The sequence below is a fragment of the Paracoccus sp. (in: a-proteobacteria) genome (genome assembly GCF_030536915.1).
Taxonomy (GTDB): Bacteria; Pseudomonadota; Alphaproteobacteria; order Rhodobacterales; family Rhodobacteraceae; genus Paracoccus.
The window spans coordinates 13,690-30,651 of the sequence record NZ_JAUNPC010000027.1; the positions used below are offsets into that span (position 1 = coordinate 13,690).

The 16,962-nt window shown below is 69.2% G+C and carries 21 protein-coding genes; 6 read left to right on the forward strand and 15 right to left on the reverse strand.

From position 1 onward, the window contains the following. The first annotated feature begins 227 nt into the window (after positions 1 to 227). The gene (locus tag Q4F04_RS06865; RefSeq protein WP_303369093.1) at positions 228 to 1,361 is read left to right on the forward strand and encodes a Hint domain-containing protein; all 1,134 of its coding nucleotides are present in this window, start codon (positions 228 to 230) and stop codon (positions 1,359 to 1,361) included. 37 nt (positions 1,362 to 1,398) lie between these two features. Here Q4F04_RS06865 and Q4F04_RS06870 read toward each other — a convergent pair whose 3' ends face one another. Further along, positions 1,399 to 2,058: an alpha/beta hydrolase gene (locus Q4F04_RS06870; protein ID WP_182792132.1), complete on the reverse strand. Its 660-nt coding sequence runs from the start codon at positions 2,056 to 2,058 to the stop codon at positions 1,399 to 1,401. Between the two features lie 185 nt (positions 2,059 to 2,243). Between Q4F04_RS06870 and Q4F04_RS06875 the strand changes: the two genes are divergently transcribed. Together Q4F04_RS06875 and Q4F04_RS06880 are read left to right on the forward strand one after the other, a co-directional pair. Next, entirely contained in the window at positions 2,244 to 2,711 is a 468-nt protein-coding gene (locus Q4F04_RS06875; protein ID WP_303369094.1) for an Rrf2 family transcriptional regulator, read from the forward strand. 147 nt (positions 2,712 to 2,858) lie between these two features. Next, positions 2,859 to 3,371: a CAP domain-containing protein gene (locus Q4F04_RS06880; protein ID WP_303369095.1), complete on the forward strand. Its 513-nt coding sequence runs from the start codon at positions 2,859 to 2,861 to the stop codon at positions 3,369 to 3,371. Positions 3,372 to 3,485: 114 nt separating this feature from the next. Here Q4F04_RS06880 and Q4F04_RS06885 read toward each other — a convergent pair whose 3' ends face one another. From Q4F04_RS06885 to Q4F04_RS06915, 7 genes are all read right to left on the reverse strand, one after another. Beyond that, positions 3,486 to 4,268, reverse strand: coding sequence for an SDR family oxidoreductase (locus Q4F04_RS06885; RefSeq protein WP_303369096.1), 783 nt, complete (start codon positions 4,266 to 4,268; stop codon positions 3,486 to 3,488). A gap of 64 nt (positions 4,269 to 4,332) precedes the next feature. Continuing rightward, on the reverse strand, positions 4,333 to 4,668 hold the full coding sequence (locus Q4F04_RS06890) for a hypothetical protein (protein ID WP_303369097.1): 336 nt from the start codon (positions 4,666 to 4,668) through the stop codon (positions 4,333 to 4,335). Further along, positions 4,665 to 5,339 (reverse strand): hypothetical protein, encoded by a 675-nt coding sequence (locus tag Q4F04_RS06895; RefSeq protein WP_303369098.1) that lies wholly within the window; start codon positions 5,337 to 5,339, stop codon positions 4,665 to 4,667. The genes Q4F04_RS06890 and Q4F04_RS06895 overlap by 4 nt, the downstream gene beginning before the upstream one ends. Positions 5,340 to 5,415: 76 nt before the next feature. Next, positions 5,416 to 6,741 (reverse strand): hybrid sensor histidine kinase/response regulator, encoded by a 1,326-nt coding sequence (locus tag Q4F04_RS06900; RefSeq protein WP_303369099.1) that lies wholly within the window; start codon positions 6,739 to 6,741, stop codon positions 5,416 to 5,418. Continuing rightward, positions 6,735 to 7,868, reverse strand: coding sequence for an FIST N-terminal domain-containing protein (locus Q4F04_RS06905; protein WP_303369100.1), 1,134 nt, complete (start codon positions 7,866 to 7,868; stop codon positions 6,735 to 6,737). Before Q4F04_RS06905 ends, Q4F04_RS06900 begins: the two co-directional genes overlap by 7 nt. A 4-nt stretch (positions 7,869 to 7,872) precedes the next feature. Then, on the reverse strand, positions 7,873 to 8,607 hold the full coding sequence (locus Q4F04_RS06910; protein ID WP_182803749.1) for a response regulator transcription factor: 735 nt from the start codon (positions 8,605 to 8,607) through the stop codon (positions 7,873 to 7,875). Between the two features lie 135 nt (positions 8,608 to 8,742). Further along, complete coding sequence (locus Q4F04_RS06915; protein WP_303369101.1) at positions 8,743 to 8,991, reverse strand: hypothetical protein; 249 nt, start codon at positions 8,989 to 8,991, stop codon at positions 8,743 to 8,745. Between the two features lie 101 nt (positions 8,992 to 9,092). Here Q4F04_RS06915 and Q4F04_RS06920 point away from each other — a divergent pair, with 101 nt between their 5' ends. Further along, on the forward strand, positions 9,093 to 9,980 hold the full coding sequence (locus Q4F04_RS06920; RefSeq protein ID WP_303369102.1) for a LysR substrate-binding domain-containing protein: 888 nt from the start codon (positions 9,093 to 9,095) through the stop codon (positions 9,978 to 9,980). On the opposite strand, the gene Q4F04_RS06925 is transcribed toward Q4F04_RS06920, so the two are convergent. Further along, complete coding sequence (locus Q4F04_RS06925) at positions 9,977 to 10,759, reverse strand: 3-hydroxybutyrate dehydrogenase (protein WP_303369103.1); 783 nt, start codon at positions 10,757 to 10,759, stop codon at positions 9,977 to 9,979. The two genes, Q4F04_RS06920 and Q4F04_RS06925, sit on opposite strands and share 4 nt — an antisense overlap. 129 nt (positions 10,760 to 10,888) lie before the next feature. Between Q4F04_RS06925 and Q4F04_RS06930 the strand changes: the two genes are divergently transcribed. Continuing rightward, a complete protein-coding gene (locus Q4F04_RS06930) occupies positions 10,889 to 11,434 on the forward strand; it encodes a hypothetical protein (protein ID WP_303369104.1) in 546 nt (181 codons plus the stop codon). Positions 11,435 to 11,764: 330 nt separating this feature from the next. Next, a complete protein-coding gene (locus Q4F04_RS06935) occupies positions 11,765 to 13,543 on the forward strand; it encodes an extracellular solute-binding protein (RefSeq protein ID WP_368660706.1) in 1,779 nt (592 codons plus the stop codon). Positions 13,544 to 13,546: 3 nt separating this feature from the next. Here the strand turns inward: Q4F04_RS06935 and Q4F04_RS06940 are convergent, their stop codons facing one another. From Q4F04_RS06940 to bioD, 6 genes are all read right to left on the reverse strand, one after another. Next, on the reverse strand, positions 13,547 to 13,897 hold the full coding sequence (locus tag Q4F04_RS06940; protein ID WP_303369106.1) for a hypothetical protein: 351 nt from the start codon (positions 13,895 to 13,897) through the stop codon (positions 13,547 to 13,549). A gap of 82 nt (positions 13,898 to 13,979) precedes the next feature. Then, positions 13,980 to 14,315 carry a DUF2794 domain-containing protein gene (locus Q4F04_RS06945; protein ID WP_303369107.1) on the reverse strand — a complete coding sequence of 112 codons (336 nt, stop codon included), beginning with the start codon at positions 14,313 to 14,315 and terminating at the stop codon, positions 13,980 to 13,982. Between the two features lie 138 nt (positions 14,316 to 14,453). Next, positions 14,454 to 14,726, reverse strand: a complete 273-nt coding sequence (locus Q4F04_RS06950; RefSeq protein WP_303369108.1) for an I78 family peptidase inhibitor — start codon at positions 14,724 to 14,726, stop codon at positions 14,454 to 14,456. Between the two features lie 17 nt (positions 14,727 to 14,743). Further along, the gene (locus tag Q4F04_RS06955) at positions 14,744 to 15,082 is read right to left on the reverse strand and encodes a hypothetical protein (protein WP_303369109.1); all 339 of its coding nucleotides are present in this window, start codon (positions 15,080 to 15,082) and stop codon (positions 14,744 to 14,746) included. A gap of 156 nt (positions 15,083 to 15,238) precedes the next feature. Then, complete coding sequence (locus tag Q4F04_RS06960) at positions 15,239 to 16,480, reverse strand: adenosylmethionine--8-amino-7-oxononanoate transaminase (RefSeq protein WP_303369110.1); 1,242 nt, start codon at positions 16,478 to 16,480, stop codon at positions 15,239 to 15,241. Continuing rightward, the coding region (gene bioD / locus Q4F04_RS06965; protein ID WP_303369111.1) for an ATP-dependent dethiobiotin synthetase BioD at positions 16,477 to 16,962 on the reverse strand (486 nt) is incomplete at its 5' end. The genes bioD and Q4F04_RS06960, both read right to left, overlap by 4 nt.

Genomic DNA, 16,962 nt, shown 5'->3' on the forward strand with positions numbered 1-16,962 from the left:
TCGGAAAACGGTCAGTCGCGCCTATAACGCCAAACAGGACCGAAGGGAAGCCCGGTATGCCATGGTATGCCGCAGGCGACGGTGCTGCAGCATGCCGCCACGTCAATTCGCCAGACCTATCTAAATAGATAATAATTCTCGTAAAACTGTCCGGAAGCACAGGTTCGCCGAATTCGGGAAGGACTGTAGCACGACATCCATTACCATTTTCAGGTCTGGATGTTTTCATGGCGACGGTCAATTTGCTCTGGTTCGGCAACAAGCCGCAATTCAACGCGACCCCCAATAACACCGCGACGCAGGCCGAGGCCAACAAGCTGGTCGGCCACGAGGCCTTCGGTCCTTCCGAGATCAAGGCGGTCGCGGTCAGCGGCAACGAATACAACTACGGCTTCTTCCGCAATGAGTGGGGTTTCTCGACCACCTACGGCTCGCGCACGGCCTCGAAGATGACCTATGTCTCGCCGCATACCGCGACAAAGGCGAACACCCAGATCACCGGCTTCTTCGAGGTCGATTACAGGCTGACCCTGCCCGACGGGTCCACGGCGGACGAATCCGGCGTGCTGATCCAGATGGGCAACGGCGACATGTTCTTCCGCCCTTCGGTCGATACGCTCAAGGACTGGAAGGGCATCACCGGGCTGCGCGGGGTCACGATCCTGAAGGCGAAGCCGTTTCCAGCGACCACCCCGCCCTCGTCGCGGATCTCCTTCACGCCCGAGATCTTCGACCTTCCGATCGTCCCCTGCTTCACCGCCGGAACGATGATCCGCACGGCCGGGGGAGAGCGCCGGGTCGAGGACCTGGCGCTGGGCGATCTCGTCTGGACCCGTGACAACGGGCTGCAGCCCCTGCGCTGGATCGGTCGCCGGACACTGCGCCCGAGCGAGCTTGCGGCCCAGCCCAAACTGCGCCCCATCCGCATCCGGGCGGGGGCGCTGGGTGCCGGGCAGCCGCTGCGGGATCTTGTCGTCTCGCCGCAGCACCGGGTCCTGGTGCGCTCGGCCATCGCGATGCGGATGTTCGGCGCCCCCGAGGTGCTGGTCGCGGCCAAGCAGCTTCTGTCGCTGCCGGGCATCGAGGTGGACGAGGCAGCACGCGAGGTCACCTACCTGCACCTGATGTTCGACCGTCACGAGGTGCTGGTCTCGAACGGCGCCGAGACGGAATCGCTTTACCCCGGCCCGATGGCCTTGGCCGCGCTGGGCGAGGCTGCGGCGGCCGAGATCCAAGCGATCTTCCCCGAACTGTGCGAGGGCGAGGGCGGCTTTCCCCCGGCCCGGCAACTGGTGCCCGGCCGGCTGGCCCGCAAGCTGGCCGAGCGGCACGGCAAGAACCGCGTCGCGCTGGCCGGCTGACCCGGCGCGGCCCGCCGATGCGGGGGCCTTGCGTCCCTCAGCGGGTGGTTTCGGTCAGCCTGCGGCGGACATAGGCCTGCACGGTGTCGATCATCGGCTTCATGTGGGCCTCGTCGTCGCGGAAGAAATGGTCTGCGCCTTCGATTTCCTCATGCGTGACGGTGATGCCCTTCTGCTCGCGCAGCTTGCCCACAAGGGCGTTGGTGTCCTTGGGCGGGGCCACCCGGTCGGCGGTGCCGTTGATGATGAGGCCCGAGGACGGGCAGGGCGCGAGGAAGCTGAAGTCATACATGTTCGCCGGCGGCGAGACGCTGACGAATCCCGTGATCTCGGGGCGGCGCATCAGAAGCTGCATCCCGATCCATGCGCCGAAGCTGAAGCCCGCGACCCAGCAATGCTTGGAATTGGGGTTCATCGCCTGCAGGTGGTCCAGCGCGGATGCGGCGTCCGACAGCTCTCCGATGCCCTGGTCGAACTCGCCCTGGCTGCGGCCCACGCCCCGGAAGTTGAAGCGCAGGACGGTGAAGCCCATCCGGTGAAAGGCGTAATGCAGGTTGTAGACCACCCGGTTGTTCATCGTGCCCCCGTATTGCGGATGCGGGTGCAGCACGATGGCAAGCGGGGCGTCGGGCTTGGGCTGGGGATGGTAGCGGCCTTCCAGGCGGCCTTCGGGTCCGGGGAAGATAAGCTCGGGCATGACACTCCTGTTCGGCTGCGCCCTGCGGCGGTGTGGCCCGGGCGGGTTCCTTGACGCAGCGGATGGCAGACCTTAGACGGAAATCTGGGACGCGCGACCGGATTTCGCAAGAAACGGCAGGGCGGGCTTAGCGCAGGGCGCGAGACGGCGTCAATCGGTCCCGCCCGTGATCACACGAGGGGCAGATGAAGCTTTCCACAAAGGGCCGCTATGCGATGGTCGCGCTGGTCGACCTGGCGACCAGTCCGGGGCGGCTGACGACGCTGGCGGCGATCTCGAAGCGGCAGAGCATCTCGCTGCCCTATCTGGAACAGTTGTTCGTGCGCCTGCGCCGCGCCGGGCTGGTCGAAAGCGTGCGCGGTCCGGGCGGCGGCTACCGGCTGGCCCGCGCCCCCGAAACGATCCGGGTGGCGGACATCCTGGGCGCGGTGGACGAGACGGTGAGCGCGCTGCATGTCGGCGCCGGCGCCTCGGGCGGGCAGAGCGGGACGCGGGCGCAATCGCTGACCAACCGGCTGTGGGAAGGGCTGTCGGCGCATGTCTATGTCTTCCTGCACAACACCACGCTGGCGGATGTGGCGATGAACGGGCTGCTGCCCTGCCCCGCCGTCCCTGCCATCCTGTCGGTCGAGGACGAAGCCGCGCCCGCCTGACCCCCGCCGCGGCAGGCCCCTCAGGGCAAGGCCCGCCACGGCAGGGATGCAACGCCCGTTCCGCGATCTTCGCCCCACACGCATTCTTGGGTTTGAAGGCCCCCATACGGCCCGATAATCGGGCGCGAACCCTTGAACGGACCTGACATGACCAAACTGACCCTTGCCGCCGCCCTTGCCCTGATGACCCTGTCGGCCTGCGCCGTCCAACCCCAGGCCACCATCGGCCCGGACGGGCAGCCGATCCCGGTGGCCTACCGGATCACCCCGCGCGAGGAGGCCGAGATCCCGACGCGGGTGCTGACCCAGGTCAACCTGCTGCGGACCCAGCAGGGGCTGCAGGCGCTGGTGCTGAGCCCGCAACTGGGCGCGGCCGCCATGGCGCATTCGCGCGACATGTCGGCGCAGAACCGGGCCTGGCATTTCGGCTCGGACGGGTCCTCGCCCCTGGACCGGGCGCGGCGCCAGGGATACGCGGGACGGCTGCTGGGCGAGGACATCTCGGAAACCTACGAGAACGAGATCGGCACCCTGAACGCCTGGATGCAGACCCGCGACACCCGCGACATCCTGATGGACCCGGCGGCGCGCGAACTGGGCATGGGCTGGTTCCAGGAGCCGACCAACAAGATCTGGTGGACCGTGCTGGTCGGCGCCTGACGGCACTGTCGGACCGGGGCGCTGCCCCATCGTCGTATACGACGATCCCGGGATGTTCCTGCGAAGAAGAAATACCAGGGCCGCGCCGTCATGACGCGGCCCTGTTCGCGCGCGTCAGACGGTGACGTTCAGCGCGCCGCCGTCGAGGACAAGGTTCTGCCCCACGATGAACCGCGCCTGCTGCGAGCACAGGAAGGCGCAGGCGGCGCCGAAATCCTCGGCCCGGCCATAGGTGCGGGTCGGGATCGTCGCCTCGCGCTGGCGGCGGGCCACGTCGGGGGTGATCCCCTGCGCCTTCGACACGCCTTGGTCCAGCGAGGTCGCGCGGTCGGTGTCGTGGATGCCGGGCAGCAGGTTGTTCACGCAGACGCCCTTTTCGGCCACCTGCCGCGACATGCCGGCAACGAAGCCGGTCAGGCCGTTCCGGGCCGTGTTCGACAGGCCAAGCTGCGGGATCGGCGAACGCACGGCGGCCGAGGTGATGTTGACGACCCGGCCCCAGCCGCGGTCCATCATGCCGGGCACCAGCGCCTGCATCAGCGCGATGGCCGACAGCATGTTGCCGTCGATGGCGCGGATGAAATCCTCGCGGGTCCAGTCCGTCCATGTGCCGGGGGGCGGGCCTCCGGCGTTGGTCACGAGGATGTCGGCCTGCCCGCCCAGCGCCTCAAGCACCCGCGCCCGGCCTTCCTCGGTGGTGATGTCGGCGGCGACGGGGGTGACGGTCACGCCATGGGCCTCGGCGATCTCGCGGGCGACCTGTTCCAGCGCCCCGGCGCCCCGCGCATTGATGACGAGGTCCACGCCCTCGGCCGCCAGCGCCTCGGCGCAGCCGCGCCCCAGCCCCTTTGACGCCGCGCAGACCAGCCCCTTCCTGCCCCTGATCCCCAGATCCATGCTCAATCCCCTTCGATGTTCAGGCCGAAGGGACCCCTGCCCGCCGCCAAGGTCAAGTGCGCGCTCAGAAGCAGAGGATCTCGGCCTCGGCCTCGGCCCGGCGCAGGTCGCCGACCGTCGTCTCCATCATCCCGCCGCCCCGGAACATCCCCGAGCGTTCGCCGGTGGTCTGGCGCATCCGCAGCACCGTCTCGGCGGCGACGTAATCGTCAAAAGACAGCACGTCGGCGATGGCGTCGATGGCGCAGGAACAGCGCTGCAGCGCGTCCGGCGTCTCGCCATTGGCCGCCATGCAGGCGACCGCGTATTCGACGCGGGCGGCGGTCGGATAGTCGTTCACTTCCTGCGCCGCCGCAGACCCGGCGGCGACCAGCCCCCACAGGGCGAAAGCGGCCCTCATTGCATCACCAGCGCATGGCGGTAGGCGGCGGGGGCGATCACCTGCCCCGCCATCTCGCGTGGGGTTTCGACGGCGACAGGCTGGCCCGTCTCGGCCACCATCTCGCGGATGGGGGCGGCGGCATCCTTGCCCATGACAAAGCGCAGTTCCAGCGAGGCGAAGCCGCCCATGCGTTCGGCGTTGGGGTCGCCGTCGAAGGGCCGCGCCACCACGGTGGTGACGCCGCCGTCCCGCTGGACCGAGCCGCCCCGGAACACCGCGTCCTTGATGCGGTTGCGGATGTAATGGGGGCTGCCGCCGGTCAGGGTCGCCATGGCGCGGGCGGTGTTTTCCAGAAAGAAGATCACCACCGGATCGCCGCCCGAAACTGGAAAGGGACCGATCCTGCGGCTGGCCTCGCCCGCCGATTGTTCAAGCTGCAGCACCGGCTTGCCGTCCGCGGCATCGCTGGCCTCGGACAGCACCAGCCGCCCGTCGCGGATCTGGCGAAAGCCCGGCAGCGCCGGGCCTTCCTGCGTCTCGGCCCAGGTCAGGGTCCGCGTTCCCAGCGTCCAGGGGCCGCGTTCGGCAAAGATCAGGTCGCCCGCCTCGCCGGCGGCAAGCGGCACGGCGAGGCCGCAGGACAGCAGCGCGGCAGCCAGTCCCCCGCGCAGGCGTTTCAGGTATCGCATCGGGTCTCCTCCGGTTGCGGGTCACGATGAAGCGGCGTTCAGCGCTTGCCAAGCCCCCGCCCGCCCGGCGCATCCCTCAGCATGAGATGACGCGCTGCAGGATCGCGCCCAGTTCCTCGAGGCGGACGGGCTTTTCGACCAGCGGCACGTCCAAGGCGGCGCAGTCGCGGGCGATCTGCGGGTCGCGCTGGGCCGTCACCATCACCGCCGGCACCCGCTGGCCTGCGGCGGCGCGCAGCGCCCGGATCGCGGCCATGCCGGTGTCGCCGTTGTCGAGGTTGTAGTCGGCCAGGATCACGTCAGGCGGATCGTCCTGCCCCATCGCCGCCAGCGCCTCGGCAGTGCCGCCGGTCGCGCGCACCACCATGCCGAAGCGGCTGCCCAGCATCAGCTCATACCCCCGCCGCATGGCCGCGTCGTTTTCCACGATCAGCGCCACGCGGGCGCGCAGGGCATGGGGGGCGGCATCCGGGCAGGCCCGGCACTCATCCCCCGGCCGGACCGGTGGCAGGCCCACGCGGAAGACGGTACCGCGGCCGGGCTGGCTTTCCACGTCCAGCGGATGGCCCAGCTTGACGCAGGCCCGGCGCACGATCGAAAGGCCGAGGCCCATCCCCTGCGGCCCGCCGTCGCGCACGGCGCGCTGAAACTCGTCGAAGATGCGGGCGCGGTCGGATTCGCTGATGCCGGTGCCGCTGTCGCGCACCTCAAGCCAGATCAGCCCGGCGCGGCGGCGCACACCCACGACCACGCCGCCCGTTTCGGTATACTTGATCGCGTTCGAGACGAGGTTCTGGGCGATGCGGCGCAGGAATGTCGGGTCGCTGTCCACCACCGCCGAGGTCGGCACGAAGCTGAGCCGCAGCCCCGCGGCCTCGGCCATCGGCGCATATTCCACGGCGAGGCGGCGGAACAGGGCGTCGAGTTCGACGGGCTTGCGGTGGAACTCGATCCGCTGGCTGTCCAGACGGCTGATGTCGAGGACCGCATGCATCAGTTCCTCGACCGATTCGAAGGCGCCCGCCAGCCGCCCGGCAAGCTCCTGCTGCAGGGGGTCGAGGTCGGTGTCCACCAGCGCCGACAGGAACAGCCGGGCGGCGGCCAGCGGCTGCAGCAGGTCGTGGCTGGCGGCGCGCAGGAAGCGGGTCTTGGAGCGGTTGGCTTCCTCGGCCGCCGCGCGGGCCACGGCGAGGTCGCGGTTCTTTTCCGACAGGTCGGCCAGCGCCTGTTCAAGATCGCGGGTGCGGGCCTGCGCCTCGCGTTCCAGGGCCACGGCGGCCTGGAACATCGACCAGGCGGAACCGCGGGTTTCCTCCAGCCGGTCCACGCGCTCGATCAGCACCTCGGCGATGCGTTCCAGCTTTTCGGCGCGCCGGACGGGATCGTCACTGTTTCTCAGCATTGCGGCGGGTCAGGCTCCATCAGCGCCAGGCCGACAAAGGTCTGGTTGACATGCATCCCGCTCATCTGCTCGCCATAGGTGTTGAAGCCGCAGACGCGGTAGCGGTGGAACAGGTCGGCCATGGCCTCGGTCATGCCGGCCTGTTCCACCGCCAGCCTTCGCAGGATGCAGTCGAAGCCCAGCACCATCAGCGGCGGGCGCGGCAGGGCGTCCAGCGCATCGGCAAAGCCCGCGGTCACGTCGCCCGCCTGCCCCAGCGTCAGAACGGTTCCCGGTTCCACCGCCGACATCAGGCGCAGACTGCCCGTCTCGCCGACCTCGCTGATGGCGCGGACGTGATAACGGCGGCCCGTCTTCAGCAGCAGCGGGTGGCGGGCGAAGTCGGCGCGTTCGAGCCGGTCGGGGTCGAGGCCGGCAAGCCGGGCGTATTCCTGCGCCGCGGGTTCGGCGTTCAATTCAAGGATCTCGCGCCGGCAGGGATCGGCATGGGTGACGACCGCGCGGCGCGGGGTCGGGGCGAAGTGGGCAAAGCTCACCTCGGACACCGACAGCGCCGTTTCGACCAGCACGAAGACGGCGGCGCCGGGAACCACCTCGCCGTCGAGGATCTGGCAGCTCTGCGCGAAGTCCAGCCCGTCGCCGGCCGAGCCGCCCACAACCGGCAGGCCGGGGAAGGCCGCGTCGAGGGTCGAGACCAGCACATCCTCGTTGCAGGCGGTGCCGTCGGCCAGAAGGATGCCGAACTGCGCGCGGGCGGGGTCGGGCGCGAAGCCGTCGCGCAACTGGCGCAGTTGCGACAGCCAGGCCGAGACCGGGATCGAGTGCTGGTCATGCAGCGCCAGCGCCCCCACCCGGAAGGCGCGGCGGGGAAAGCCGATGGCGACCACGGTGCCGCGCTGGTAGCCCTGCGCGCCGATCTCGCCGGCCGAGGAACAGCCGGCGATGCGGGCGCCAGGCAGCATCGCAGTCAGCCCTTGCGCGACCCGGCCCAGGGCCGCCTTGGGCGAGCCGAACATCAGGACCAGCGCCGGGTCGCAGCCCGCAAGGCCGCGCGCCAAGGCTGCGGCGGCGCCGGGATCATCGGCCCGGACGCTGACCGTCACCGGGGCAAGGCCGGCGGCTGTCATCCGCTCAGCCCGGCTCGAACAGGCGGGCGCTGTTGGCCAGCAGCACGGCCTGGGTGCGGCGGCGGGCGTTGATCTTGGACATGATCGCGGTGATGTGGGTCTTGACCGTCGCCTCGGCGATCGACAGCTCGTAGCTGATTTCCTTGTTGGCCTTGCCCTGGCAGATCAGCCGCAGGATCTTCATCTGCTGCGGCGTCAGGGTGGCGAAGCGGCGGGCAAGCTCGGCCCGCGCGTCCTCCTCGGTCCCGCCATCCTCGGGCTCGTAGCCTTCGGGCGTGACGCGCTCGCCTTCCCACATGCGGCGCAGGCTGTCCACCAGCGCCTCGCGGCCGAGCGATTTCGAGATATAGCCCTGCGCCCCCGCCGCGATGGCGGCCGAGATCATGGCGTTTTCGAGGTCCGCCGAGATCATGGTGATCGGCACGTCCGGCAACTGCCGGCGCAGGGTGACGATGCCTTCCGCGCCCCGCGCATCGGGCAGGTTCAGGTCCAGGATCACCGCGTCGGGCGCCCCGTGGGTGCGGATCTGTTCCACGGCGGCGGCAAGGCTGCGGGCCGTCCGCACGGTCTTGCGGCCGAAGCTGATCTTCAGCGTCAGGGCCAGGGCGTCGCACATCAGCGGGTGGTCATCGACGATCAGAATGTCCTTGACGCGGTCGGCGGACAGGCGGGGCCGCGCGGGGGCGGGTGCGGTGCCGGTCCCGCGGTCGGGCTCGGCGTTCTGGCTGGCTGTGGTCATGGTTCTTCCTCCCCGGTCGGGCGCATCGGCGGGGACGCGGTCCCAAGCTTCAGTCTAGGACCATGCGCCCCATGCGCAAGCCCGTGTCGACCGGCCCGCGGGGCCTTGGGCAGCCCCGCGGGTGCCGGCGCGGGGCTACCAGTGCCAGTCGCTCAGCGTGCGGTCGATCAGCCCGTGGCTGACGAATGTCCGCCCGCCGTTCTCGTATCCGGCCAGCGGCAGTCCGCCGTCCAGCCCGATGTCCTTGCGCAGATAATCGGGCATCGCCTGCAGCCGGGCGAGTTCCGCCCGGTGCCGCGCCCGCATCCGCCGCGCGGCCCAGAAGCCGCGCAGCCGCCATCCCCGCGTGGCCGGCGCCACGCCGCATTCCGTCACCGTTGCCATGTCGCTGATCCTTCACATCAGGCTTGCTGCCTGACCCGAAGATGCCCACTCTGCCGTCATTGCGCCAATCATGGCACGGCATGGGGGCATAAGCCCGGCTGATGGAAAACCTGCCTCCGCTGGCGGCCCTGCGCGTTTTCGAATCGGTCGCGCGGCACCTGTCCTTCACCGCCGCCGCCCGCGACCTGGGGATGACGCAGGCGGGCGTCAGCTACCAGGTCCGGCTGCTGGAGGAGCGGCTGGGCGGGCCGCTGTTCCTGCGCAAGCCGAAGGGGATCGAGCTGACAGCGCTGGGCGCGCGCCTTGCGGGACCGACGCGCGAGGCCTTTGACCTTTTGCGCGGGGCCTATGCGCCGCAGGCCGGGCCGGATTCGCTGTCGATTTCCACCCTGCAGACGCTGGCGGGAAACTGGCTGTCGCAGCGGTTGGGGCGCTTCCAGTCCGAGAACCCGCATCTTTCCGTGCGGATGGAGGCCTCGGACCACCTCGTCGATTTCGCCCGCGAGGACATCGACGTGGCGATCCGCTTCGGCGCGGGTGACTGGCCGGGGCTGGCGGCGCAGAAGCTGTTCACCGTCGATTTCACGCCGATGCTGTCGCCTGCCCTTGCCCAGCGGCACGGCCCTCTGACCGATCCCGCGCAGATCGTGCCCTTGCCCTGGATCGCCCGCGACGATCCCTCCTGGGGCATCTGGCTGGCCAAGGCCGGGGTGCGGCTGTCCTGCAACGACCCGCCCCGCCCCTCGCTGACGCTGGGCACCCAGATCCACGAGGCGCGGCTGGCGATGGCGGGCAACGGCGTGGCGATGCTGACGCCCCGCTTCTTCCGCTTTGAACTGGCTGCCGGGGCGCTGGTGCAGCCCTTTGCGCTGACCGCGACGGACGGCAAGGCCTATTGGCTGGTCCACCCGCCCGCGCGGCGCAACCGGCCCGCGATCCGCGCCTTCCGCCGCTTCCTGCTGGCCGAACTCGCGGCGGATGGCGCTTAGAGAGCCGTCCAGCCGCCGTCCACGGAAATCGTCGTCCCGGTGATCTGCGCCGCCGCGTCGGAACACAGGAAGACCGCCGTGCCGCCGATCTGCTCGACCGTGGCGAATTCGCCCGAGGGCTGGCGGGCCAGCATCACCTTGGCGATGACCTCCTCGCGGCCCATGTTGTGGGTCTTCATCTGGTCGGGGATCTGCTTTTCCACGATCGGCGTCAGGACGTAGCCGGGGCAGATGGCGTTGCAGGTGATCGGGTCGGTCGCGGTTTCCAGCGCCGTCACCTTGGTCAGCCCGACGACCCCGTGCTTGGCCGCGACATAGGCCGACTTGAAGGGCGAGGCCGTCAGCCCGTGGGCCGAGGCGATGTTGACCACCCGGCCCCAGCCCGCAGCCCGCATCATCGGCAGCGCCGCGGCGGTGGTGTGGAAGGCGCTGGACAGGTTGATGGCGATGATCGCGTCCCATTTTTCCGCCGGGAACTCGGGGATGGGCGCGACATGCTGGATGCCCGCGTTGTTCACCAGGATGTCGCAGCGCCCCGCGCTTTCCACCAGTCGGCGGCAGTCGTCCGCCTTGCTCATGTCGGCCTGGATGTAGCGGACCGTCACGCCGTGTTCCTGCGACAATCGCTCGGCCAGCGCGTGATCCTCGGCCGCGTCGGTGAAGCTGTTGATGACCACGTCTGCCCCGGCGCCCGCCAGCGCCTCGGCCACGCCCAGCCCGATGCCGCTGTTCGATCCGGTGACGACCGCCGCCTTGCCCGCCAGAATCCTGTCTGCCATGTCCTGCGCCCTTCATTCGCGTTGCGCCGCGACCTTAGCGCAGGAAAGCGCATCCGCCAGCCCCCTGCCGGAACCGGGGCGTTCGCCGTCCGTTCGATCCCGGGGCCGATCCGATGAAGGACGACGATCATGGCGCATCACGGGAACAGGAACGACGACCTCGGCCGCGCGCTGCTGACGGGAACGGTGGCGGCGGTCGCTGCCACGGTGGCGCTGGACCGGCTGGACTGGTTCATGTGGAACAACCTCAGCCCCGAGACCCGCCAGCGGACCCGCAGCGTCCGGCCCGAGGGGCTGGACCCCGGCCACCTGATCGCCCGCAAGGCGGCCCGCGCGCTGGGCACCGACATCGCGCCGCGGGGCCGGGACAACCAGCATCCTGCCGGGGTCGCCGTCCATCTTGCCATCGGCATGGTGCCGGCGCTGGCCTATGCGGCCCTGCGGCGCCGCGCCCCTTCGCTGACCGCGGGGGGCGGGACGCTGTTCGGGCTGGGAATGTTCACACTCCATGACGAGGGGATGAACACCGCCAGCGGCCTTGGCGCGCGGCCTGCGGAATATCCTTGGCAGGCCCATGCGCGGGGACTGGTCGCGCATCTGGTCTATGGCGCGGTGCTGGAAGGCACGCTGCGGCTGCTGGACGGGCCGCCCGGACGACGCCGCCGGCACCGCTGAGCGCAAACATCCCAAGGTTGTTTTTTCGCTTGCGCAAAGACTGCATCCAGACAAAAAAGGCGCCCGCACGAAGCGGGCGCCAAGTCTGAGGCAGGTTTCATACAGGCAAGAAACCTATCGAGCAGTGAGTTCGATATACGCCCAAGACCTCGCGAGGCCAAGACCTTCGTTTGCCTGGACGTTAAGGCAGAGGTAGTGTCCGGCAGAGAACCGGCAACCAAGCCGTGCAGAGCGGGACAGGCGAGCATGCGAATCCTCAAATTCGTTAACGATTTCGCGACCGGACGCCATCTGCGCGGCCTCTTGCTGGGGCTGGCGACTGTTGCAGCGATGCCGCTGGCAAGTGCTGCCGAACCATCGCATGCCCTTGCAATGTTTGGAGAACCGGCGCAGCCGCCGGACCTGCGGCAGATGCCCTATGCCAATGCCGCGGCCCCCAAAGGCGGAGTGATTCGTTTCGCCGAACCCGGAAATTTCGATTCCCTCAAGCCTTGGGTTCTGAAAGGCAACCCGGCCTGGCCGGTCGGGATCCATGTCGCGGAACCGCTGATGCTGCGGTCACTGGACGAGCCTTTCACACTGTATTGTCTTTTGTGCGAGACGATTGAAACGAATCAGGACCGGTCGTGGGTCGCTTTTACGTTGCGTCCCGAAGCCCGGTTTTCCGACGGCTCGCCTGTCACGGTCGAGGATGTGATCTGGTCCTTCCAGACCTTGGGGACCGAGGGTCATCCCCGCTATGCCGGGGCCTGGGCCAAGGTCGCCTCGATCAGCCGGACGGGGGAACGCTCGCTCAGGATCGAGTTCTCGGAACAGGACCGGGAACTTCCGCTGCTGATGGGACTGCGCCCGGTGCTGAAAAAGGCGCAGTGGGAGGGCCGGGACTTCGCCGCATCCTCGCTGGAGGTGCCGGTCGGCTCGGGCGCCTATGTCGTGGACCGGGTCGATCCGGGCCGGTCCATCAGCTTCCGCCGCAATCCGGACTACTGGGGCCGCGACCTGCCCCTGACGCGTGGCATGTATAACTTCGACGAGATCCGCTACGACTATTTCGCCGACAGCAACGCCATGTTTCAGGCCTTCAAGGCCGGGGCGGTCGATGTCTGGCGCGAACTCAGCCCGGTCAAATGGGCGACGGAATACAACTTTCCGGCCATGACCAGCGGCCGGGTGGTCAAGTCCGAGATCCCGCACCGCAGGCCGTCCGGCATCATGGGGCTGGCGATGAACACCCGCTCGCCCCTGTTTTCCGACTGGCGGGTGCGCGAGGCGATGATCCTGGCCTTCAACTACCACTTCATCAACCAGACCCTGACCGGCGGCACCGATCCCCGGATCACCAGCTATTTCGCCAATTCCGACCTTGCCATGCGCCCCGGCCCCCCCGAGGGGCGCGAGGCCGCGCTGCTGGCCCCCTTCGCCGCCGAGGTGCTGCCCGGCACCTTCCAGGGCTATGCCCTGCCCCCCGGCTCCGACCGGATGCTGGACCGCGCCGCGCTGCGCGAGGCCATGCGGCTTCTGGCCGAGGCAGGCTGGACCGTGCGCGGGGGCGTGCTGGCGAACGCCGAGGGCGCGGTCTTCGCCCCCGAGATCCTGCTGAACCAGTCGGGCAGCGCCATGCGCGCGGGCAGCGAGGTGCAGCAGATCGTGGACATCTATGTCGAGGCGCTGCGCCCCCTCGGGATCGAGCCGCGCGTGACGGTGCTGGACAGCGCGCAATATGTGGAACGCACCAACCGCTTCGCCTTCGACATGAGCTGGTATGAACGCGGGCTGTCCCTGTCGCCGGGCAACGAGCAGGCGCTTTACTGGGGCTCGGCCAGCGCCGACCAGCAGGGTTCGCGCAACTGGATGGGCGTGCGGTCGCCCGCGGTGGATGCGATGATCGCCGAGGCGGTGAACGCGGAAACCGAGGCCGGGCATGTCGCCGCCATCCGCGCGCTCGACCGGCTGCTGACCACGGGGCGCTATGTGATCCCGGTCAGCTATTCGCCGGTCAGCCGCATCGCCCATGCCGCGTGGCTGCGCTATCCGGCGCGGGTCACGGCCTATGGCGACTGGCCGGGGTTCCTGCCGGATCTCTGGTGGTCGGAACGGGCGGGCGACTGAGCCTCAGCGGCTTTCGTCGTCGCCGTCGTCGGGATAATCGTCGTCATCCCCGAAGCGGGCGTCGTCCGAGTATTCATCCTCGCCCTCGCCCACATACTTGCCCGACAGCGCGATCGAGTGATTGTCGTGCAGCGGGTCCATCACGATGTCCGAGGGGATTTCCCCGGCAAGCCATTGCTTGATCTCGTCGCGGGCTTCCTCGGGTTCCTGTTCGGTGATCTCGGCGATGTAGCGGACAAAGGCGCGCTGGTCGCCGTCGATCTCGTCCAGCATCGATTCGTCGGCGTCTTCCCATTTCTCAAGAATGGCCTCGTAGAAGGCGGACCAGTTCGCCTGCACATGGGTCCATCTCATTGTTCGATCTCCATCCGGTTGAGCGGGCTGGCCGCCTTCCTGCCCCAAACCGCGGCAACGGAAGGCGGTTCCCTTGCACGGATCAGACCGGGCGGATCAGCTTGCGTTCCAGCACCCGCAGGACGGTGGCCAGGTCATGGCCGCGGCGCAGGATCTGGCCGTCCATGGCCACGACCGAATACATCCCCTGCGCGTTCCTCAGCTTCGGCCGCTTCTCGATGCGGTAAAGCGGGTTCTCGGCCGCGCGGCGGAAGACGGAAAACACCGCCATGTCGCGCAGAAAGGACAGGCCGTAGTCGCGCCATTCCCCGGCCGCGACCATCCGGCCGTAAAGCGACAGGATCACCCCCAGCTCGTGCCGGTCGAAGGCTGTGACATCGGGCGCGGGGCCGGGCGGAGGCAGGGGATGGACCGTCATGCCCCCAGCGTGACACCGCGCCGGGATGCGATCAACGGGCAAAATGCGGGGCCGCCGCATCGGCCCGCAAGGCCCCCGCATGGAAACGGGCGGCCCCGTCCGGGACCGCCCGCGCCCTGCCTGCCGGTCAGGGTCGCCTCAGTAGCAGGCGACCTTCTCGATCCGGCCCGCCGTGCCGATCTCGATGTTCATGCGGTCGGGGCGGAAATCCATCGTGACCGCGTCGCCGGGGTTGATGACCCGTGTGCCGGCCTTCAGCATCATGTCGCGCAGCACCGCGGCGGGCTGGCCGATCAGGCCCTGCAGCGCCGAGGCGTTGCACTGGTCGGTGTCGGGTTCCTCGACCGGAACGGGGATCGGCTGGACGCAGGCGGCCAGCGCCAGCAGGGGGATGAGGGCAAGCGCGCGCATCGTCGTTTCCTTTTCGATCAGCCGCAATCGACGGCCTGGATGTTGCCGGCGGAGTCCAGGCGGAACACCAGCCGCAGCGGATCATACTCCTGCGGCTCGATCCCGCGGTATTCAACGATGCGGTATTCCCGCGTGATGCCCAGCGTCTGGATCACCGCGCCGGGCTGGCCGATGGCGCTGCGGTAGGTTCCCGCCTTGCAGCCATCGGGTTCGCGCGACTGCAGGCCGGCGACGCCGGTGACGGCCGGGACGGCCACCGGGACCGGGTCGATGACGACGGGTTCGGGCGGCGGCGGGGCGGCCACGCAGCCGGCCAGCATGGCGGTGGTCAGGGCAAGGGCGGTCAGTCTTGTCATCGCGTCAACCGTTGTTGGAGTCTGCTCGTCGGGCGGCCTGTTCCGGCGCCTCGGGTCTGGCCACTATAGAAGCAGCCCCCCCGACCGGAAAGCGCAGGCGGGATCACGGGGTTGCAAGGTCCCGTCCCTGTCACAATCCGGCATCAGCCGCGCCGGTCAGCCGGGGAAATCCGCGATGGCCTGCCAGACCCGGTCGAGCTGGTCCGCCGTGATGCAATAGGGCGGCATGACATAGACCGTGTTCCCCAAGGGCCGCAGCAGCACGCCGCGGTCCAGCGCATGGGCGCGCAGCCGCGGCCCGACCGAGGCGAGATAACCCGCAGCCTCGACCCTGAGGTCGATCGCCGCGATGGTGCCGGTCTGGCGGGCATCCGTGAAGCGGTCGTCGCGGGCCAGCGCCGCCAGCCGCTCGGCCTGCATCGCGGCCACCTTGTCCAGTTGCGCCTGCATCCCGCCCTGCGCCCAGATGCGGGCGTTCGCCAGCCCCGCCGCGCAGGCCAGCGGGTTGGCCGTGTAGCTCGACGAATGAAAGAAGGTGCGGCTGCGGTCCTCGGACCAGTGGGCCTGGAAGATGGCTTCGGTGGCCAAGGTTGCCGCCAGCGGGATCGCGCCGCCGGTCAGGCCCTTCGAGGTGCAGAGGATGTCGGGCGCGACCCCTGCATGGTCGCAGGCCCATAGCTGCCCGGTTCGGCCCCAGCCGGTCATCACCTCGTCGGCGATCATCAGCACGCCATGGCGGTCGCAGATGCGGCGGATGGATTCCAGCACCTCGGGCCCGTACATCCGCATCCCCCCCGAGCCGAGGACCAGCGGTTCAAGGATGATGGCCGCCATGTCGCCGCCCGCGGCGAGCCGCTCGAAGGCGGAAAGCATCTCCGCGCCGCCCCCTGCCGGGAAGGGCAGGCGGTCCACAGCGAACATCAGGGGTTCGTAGGCCGCGTTGAAGACGCCGCGCTCGCCCACGCTCATGGTGCCGACGGTGTCGCCGTGATAGCCGCCCTCGATCACGGCGATGCGGTGGCGCGGGCGGCCGCTGTTGCGCCAGAAGCCCAGCGCCATCTTCAGCGCGACCTCGACACTGGTCGAGCCGCTGTCGGAGTAGAAGACGCGGGTCAGTCCTTTCGGCGCCAGCGCCACCAATTCGCGGGCCAGGGATTCCGCGGGCTCATGGGTCAGTCCGGCGAAGATCACCTGATCGAGCGTCTCCGACGCCTCGCGGATCGCCTGCATGATCGGCGGGTGGCTGTGGCCGTGGGTGATGACCCACCAGCTTGAGATGGCGTCGATCAGGGGGCCGCGGTCGGTCTCGATGATCGCGCCGTGGGTTCGGTGGGCGACCGGAGGCCGAGACTCGGTCGCGTGCTGGGTGAAGGGGCGCCAGACGGGCGAGTCGGTCATGCGAAATCCCCGGGGTCGAAGGCGGTTTCCATCGCGATGCGCAGGGTCTCGGGCCTCAGCGGGTCGAGGCGCGGCAGGCGGCCCAGCACACGCGCGCCGGTCAGGTCGGCGATGGTCCTGATGTTGTCGGGATTGTCCTCGCCCACGAAGGCGAGCCCGTGCAGCGGCACGCCGCGCGCCCGCAGCGATTCGACGGCAGTGACGCTGTGGCTGATCGTGCCGAGACCGGTGGGCGCGACCAGCACCACGGGGAGGCCCCAGCGGGCAAAGAGGTCGGCGGACAGAAGCTGCCGGGTGACCGGGACCAGCACGCCCCCTGCCCCCTCGATCACCAGCGGATCGGATTGGGGAATGGCCCACGTCTCCGGGTCCAGCGTCACGCCCGCCAGTTCGGCGGCGCGATGAGGGGACAATGGCTCGGGCAGGACCGCGAGGCTGTCATGGATGCGTGCGCCGGTCATGGCGCGGACGAAGGCGGCATC

Bases quoted from the DNA above. Each gene is read 5' to 3' on its own strand.
- Q4F04_RS06865 (WP_303369093.1), top strand. From the start codon at position 228: ATGGCGACGGTCAATTTGCTCTGGTTCGGCAACAAGCCGCAATTCAAC.
- Q4F04_RS06870 (WP_182792132.1), bottom strand. From the start codon at position 2,058: ATGCCCGAGCTTATCTTCCCCGGACCCGAAGGCCGCCTGGAAGGCCGC.
- Q4F04_RS06875 (WP_303369094.1), top strand. From the start codon at position 2,244: ATGAAGCTTTCCACAAAGGGCCGCTATGCGATGGTCGCGCTGGTCGAC.
- Q4F04_RS06880 (WP_303369095.1), top strand. From the start codon at position 2,859: ATGACCAAACTGACCCTTGCCGCCGCCCTTGCCCTGATGACCCTGTCG.
- Q4F04_RS06885 (WP_303369096.1), bottom strand. From the start codon at position 4,268: ATGGATCTGGGGATCAGGGGCAGGAAGGGGCTGGTCTGCGCGGCGTCA.
- Q4F04_RS06890 (WP_303369097.1), bottom strand. From the start codon at position 4,668: ATGAGGGCCGCTTTCGCCCTGTGGGGGCTGGTCGCCGCCGGGTCTGCG.
- Q4F04_RS06895 (WP_303369098.1), bottom strand. From the start codon at position 5,339: ATGCGATACCTGAAACGCCTGCGCGGGGGACTGGCTGCCGCGCTGCTG.
- Q4F04_RS06900 (WP_303369099.1), bottom strand. From the start codon at position 6,741: ATGCTGAGAAACAGTGACGATCCCGTCCGGCGCGCCGAAAAGCTGGAA.
- Q4F04_RS06905 (WP_303369100.1), bottom strand. From the start codon at position 7,868: ATGACAGCCGCCGGCCTTGCCCCGGTGACGGTCAGCGTCCGGGCCGAT.
- Q4F04_RS06910 (WP_182803749.1), bottom strand. From the start codon at position 8,607: ATGACCACAGCCAGCCAGAACGCCGAGCCCGACCGCGGGACCGGCACC.
- Q4F04_RS06915 (WP_303369101.1), bottom strand. From the start codon at position 8,991: ATGGCAACGGTGACGGAATGCGGCGTGGCGCCGGCCACGCGGGGATGG.
- Q4F04_RS06920 (WP_303369102.1), top strand. From the start codon at position 9,093: ATGGAAAACCTGCCTCCGCTGGCGGCCCTGCGCGTTTTCGAATCGGTC.
- Q4F04_RS06925 (WP_303369103.1), bottom strand. From the start codon at position 10,759: ATGGCAGACAGGATTCTGGCGGGCAAGGCGGCGGTCGTCACCGGATCG.
- Q4F04_RS06930 (WP_303369104.1), top strand. From the start codon at position 10,889: ATGGCGCATCACGGGAACAGGAACGACGACCTCGGCCGCGCGCTGCTG.
- Q4F04_RS06935 (WP_368660706.1), top strand. From the start codon at position 11,765: ATGCCGCTGGCAAGTGCTGCCGAACCATCGCATGCCCTTGCAATGTTT.
- Q4F04_RS06940 (WP_303369106.1), bottom strand. From the start codon at position 13,897: ATGAGATGGACCCATGTGCAGGCGAACTGGTCCGCCTTCTACGAGGCC.
- Q4F04_RS06945 (WP_303369107.1), bottom strand. From the start codon at position 14,315: ATGACGGTCCATCCCCTGCCTCCGCCCGGCCCCGCGCCCGATGTCACA.
- Q4F04_RS06950 (WP_303369108.1), bottom strand. From the start codon at position 14,726: ATGCGCGCGCTTGCCCTCATCCCCCTGCTGGCGCTGGCCGCCTGCGTC.
- Q4F04_RS06955 (WP_303369109.1), bottom strand. From the start codon at position 15,082: ATGACAAGACTGACCGCCCTTGCCCTGACCACCGCCATGCTGGCCGGC.
- Q4F04_RS06960 (WP_303369110.1), bottom strand. From the start codon at position 16,480: ATGACCGACTCGCCCGTCTGGCGCCCCTTCACCCAGCACGCGACCGAG.